Source organism: Candidatus Pelagibacter sp., from assembly GCF_052049815.1.
Lineage (GTDB): Bacteria > Pseudomonadota > Alphaproteobacteria > Pelagibacterales > Pelagibacteraceae > Pelagibacter.
Map to the genome: position 1 here is coordinate 1 of NZ_JBNGZG010000058.1, position 4,250 is coordinate 4,250.

The following is a 4,250-nucleotide window of genomic DNA, read 5'->3' on the forward strand; positions in this document are numbered from 1 at the left end:
TTTAATTAATACAAGATAAAAAATGAATAAAATTTCTTCTAATGATCAGATTAAGAAAAAAATTGAAAGCTTAAAATTCAAAAAAAAAAAAATTGGATTAAGTCATGGTGTATTTGACTTAATTCATTTAGGTCATATTAGACATTTCAAAGAAGCTAAAAACAAATGTGATGTATTAATAGTTTCTGTCACAAGTGATAAATTTGTCAATAAAGGACCAGGAAGACCGAGATTCAATGAATCTGAGAGAATGGAAGCTTTAGCAGGATTAGAATGTATAGATTATGTGATACTCTCGAATAGTCTTTCAGCGGAAGATAACATAACACTTATAAAACCAAATTTTTATTTCAAAGGCCCTGACTATAAAAATAGTAAAGATGATATCACTGGAAAAATAAAAAAAGAAAATAAATTGGTAAAATTATATGGTGGAAAGACAGTATTTACATCCTCAAAAAAATACAGCTCTACATTAATTTTAAATAATTTTGAGAAAGATAATGGCATTAAGGATAAACTAAAAATTCAAGTTAAGAAAAAATTTTCTTTAATAAAAATTAAACAACTAATTGATCAACTTAGAAAAGTTAATCCATTAGTAGTTGGAGAAATAATAATTGATGAATATAATTTTTGTGAAGCTTTAGGAAAGTCTGGTAAAGAACCTATGCTAGTTGTTAGAGATTTATTTTCTGAATATTATTTGGGTGGCTCAGGAGCTATTGCAAACCATCTTTCTTATTTTAATGATAAAGTTAACTTAATTAGTTATGTAGGTGAAAAAAAAGATAATTTTGAATTTATAAAAAAAAAATTAAATAATAATATTAAATTTACATATATAAAAAAATCGAATAGTCCAACAATATTAAAAAAGAGATTTATAGACGAAATTGTAAAATCAAAGATTTTAGGATTATATTCTCTCAATGATACTCATATCAATATTAGAGAGGAGAGAGATTTGATAAATAAATTTAACTTTATCTCTAAGTCTACAGATTTAACAATACTTTCAGATTATGGACATGGTCTTATAACTAAAAAATTTGCAAAAATTATAAAAAAAAAATCAAAATTTATTGCTGCTAATGCTCAAATAAATGCAGCTAATATTGGTCACCATTCTTTAAATAATTATAAAGGGGTGGATTTGATGATGATTAATGAAAAAGAGTTAAGACATGAAATGCGATCTAGAGACGAAACAGTCCATAATTTAATGAAAAAATTATGTAAAATAGTAAAAGTAAAATATTTAGTTGTTACAAGAGGATCTTCAGGTTGTATTCTTTACAACAAAAAAGAGACAAAATTTTATTATTCTGATGCTTATTCAAATAAGATTATAGATAAAGTTGGAGCAGGGGATTCAATGTTATCTATATTGGCCATATGCATTTTTAAGAAATTTGATTTAAATTTAGCTCTACTAATTTCTTCCTTTTGTGCAGCCCAAAGCGTAAAGACACTTGGAAATAAAGTCTCAATTAATAAATCTTTACTTATAAAAGATTTAGAGCACTATCTCTCTTAAGCAACAATATGATAAAAAGTTTATCTCATTTATCACTATCAACTAATTCATTAAAAAATGTTTACAAGTTTTATGTAAATATTTTAGGATTAAAAGTAATTCATACTTTTATAAATGATAAAAATAGAGAGGTGTATGGTTATTTTTTATCAACAAATAATAATACATTTTTAGAATTTTTTAATTCAAAAAAGAAAATTAATTTTAAATATAGTAAAGGTCAGTTTAGGCATTTATGTTTTGAAGTTGAAGATATACAAAAAATTGCTAAAAAACTGAAAATAAATAAAAAAAAAATTATAAGAGGCAAGACTGATAATATATTACAATTTTTTACAAAAGATTTTGATGGAAATTTTGTTGAATTTCATCAAAGAGATAAAAAATCAAAATTTTAAATAATCAATGAGTACTAATTTAGAAAAAAAAAAATATTCCTGTAGATTATGTAAATCAAAAAAATTACAAATTGTATTTTCATTTAAAAAAAGTCCTATTGGTGATGACTATATTAATAGAATTAAGAAAACAAAATTATATGACCTAAAACTGCAACATTGTAAATCTTGCAACTTTGTTCAGCTTTCAAACGTAATAGATCCAAAAATAGTGTATGGAAATTATATTTATGTTACCCAAACATCCCATGGTCTTTCAGAGCACTTTGAGAGATTAGCAAACTACTTATTAAAAAAAAAAATAATAAAAAAAAATTCAAAAATATTAGAAATTGGCAGTAATGACGGAACATTACTAAAATTTTTTAAAAAAATCACTAATAAGTTAATTGCTGTAGATCCAGCCGCACACTTATTTGTTGATAAAAAAGTTACAAATATTGCTGATCATTTTTCGAACAAATCAGCAGTTAAAATTAAAAAAAAACATGGAAAATTTGATACAATTATTGCAAATAACGTTTTAGCAAACATTGATGATTTAGATGATATTTTTAAAGGTATACAAAAAATTATTTCAAACGATGGTTATTTGATTATTGAAACTTTTTCATTATATGGTTTATTAAAAAATAATCTCATTGATAATATTTATCATGAACATTTGTCTTATTTTACAATAAAAAGCTTGAAGCGATTTGCTAAAAATTATGGCTTTAATCTAAAAGAAATTAAATTTTTATCGGTCAAAGGAGGATCACTTAGATATATTTTCCAGTATAAAAAAATGAGAGATAATAAAAAACTTGTAAGAGCAATAAGAAAAGAAGAGAAATATACTAATAAAATTCCAAAAGAATTTAAAAAATTAAAACTTATTAATAAACTCAATGAAATTAAATTAAACCAATTTTTGGATAAACAAATAAAAAAGAAAAAAGTTATTGGAGGATTTGGAGCCTCTGTTGGAACAACTACAATGATTTTTAATTACTCTGTAAAAAATAAATTGAATTATCTTTTTGATAATGAAAAAAGACGTTTTAACCTTTTCTGTCCAGGAACTGATATAAAAGTACTAAATCCAAATCACATTAAATCAAAAAAAATTGATGTAATGATAATTTTTGCATGGAGATATGCAAAAATAATTTTAGAGAGAAATAAGAATAAATTTAACAAATTCACAAAATTTATTATTCCACATCCAAAATTTAGAATATTAAAAAAAAATAAATTATGATACCTCAATGGAATAAAGAGTTTGATTTAAATAAAATTAGTTTTGAATTAAAAAAAAATTTAAAAAAAAGACATATCAGCCAAGGAAAAATAACTGAAAATTTTCAAAGAAAAATTTCAAAATTTTTAAAAGTAAAATACGTTGTTGCAGTTCCAAATGGGACAATAGGTTTGTTGGTAGCTCTTAAAGCACTAAATTTAAAAAAAGGGGATGAGATAATTATTTCAGATAGAGCATGGATTTCTGTTTTAAATGCTATTAAATTTTTAAATTTAAAACCTATTTTTGTTGATGTTGAAAAAGATAGGCCAGTTATAGATGTAAAAAAGATTACTAAAAAAATAACAAAAAAGACTAAGGTTATAATTCCAGTTCATATGGGTGGAAGAGGCTGTAATATAGATGAGATAAAAAAAATAATTGGAAAAAAAAAAATATTTATTTTAGAAGACGCTGCACAAGCATTTGGTTCAAAAGTTAATAAAAGATTTTTAGGAACCACCTCAGATATTGGTTGTTTCTCAATGTCTATTGCAAAAACAATTTCAAGTGGCCAAGGTGGATTTATAGTAACAAATAATCAAAAAATACATAATAGGATTTTGAAAATTAAAAATAATGGTCTTAAAGATATTAAAAATATTTTTAAATGGGGAGAATTGGGATTGAATTTTAAGTTTAATGATATTCTAGCTACAATGGCAATTTCTGAAATAGAAAGATTTAATTTTTATAAAAATAAATTAATAAGTTTATATAAAACTTACAGTAAAAATCTAAAATCTAAAAAAGTTCATTTAATTGAGGCAGATATAGAAAATGGTGAAATACCTCAATATATTGAAATTTTAGCTTTAAATAGAAAAAAATTACTAAGTTATTTAAAAAAAAAAAAAATAGATGTAAGAATTTTTTATCCAAGCATGTCTGAAAGTAAACTAATAGGTTTAAAAAGTTTTGCTGATCTAAATAATTCAAAAAAATTTTCAAAGTTTGGATTATATTTACCTTCAGGACCAAATCAAAAATTAAAAGATATAAATTACGTAATAAACAAAATTAATAGTTT

The 4,250-nt window shown here is 23.0% G+C and carries 4 protein-coding genes; all 4 read left to right on the plus strand.

Annotated elements, in window-relative coordinates:
- Window positions 1–22 precede the first annotated feature (22 nt).
- A complete protein-coding gene (locus tag ACTT9D_RS06785) occupies window positions 23–1,540 on the plus strand; it encodes a PfkB family carbohydrate kinase (protein WP_440931025.1) in 1,518 nt (505 codons plus the stop codon).
- An 8-nt stretch (window positions 1,541–1,548) separates the two neighbouring features.
- Window positions 1,549–1,938 (plus strand): VOC family protein, encoded by a 390-nt coding sequence (locus ACTT9D_RS06790; RefSeq protein ID WP_440931026.1) that lies wholly within the window; start codon window positions 1,549–1,551, stop codon window positions 1,936–1,938.
- 7 nt (window positions 1,939–1,945) lie between these two features.
- Window positions 1,946–3,181, plus strand: coding sequence for a class I SAM-dependent methyltransferase (locus ACTT9D_RS06795; RefSeq protein WP_440931027.1), 1,236 nt, complete (start codon window positions 1,946–1,948; stop codon window positions 3,179–3,181).
- Window positions 3,178–4,250, plus strand: a 1,073-nt coding sequence (locus ACTT9D_RS06800) for an aminotransferase class I/II-fold pyridoxal phosphate-dependent enzyme (protein ID WP_440931028.1), incomplete at its 3' end; no start/stop codon positions are given. The genes ACTT9D_RS06795 and ACTT9D_RS06800, both read left to right, overlap by 4 nt.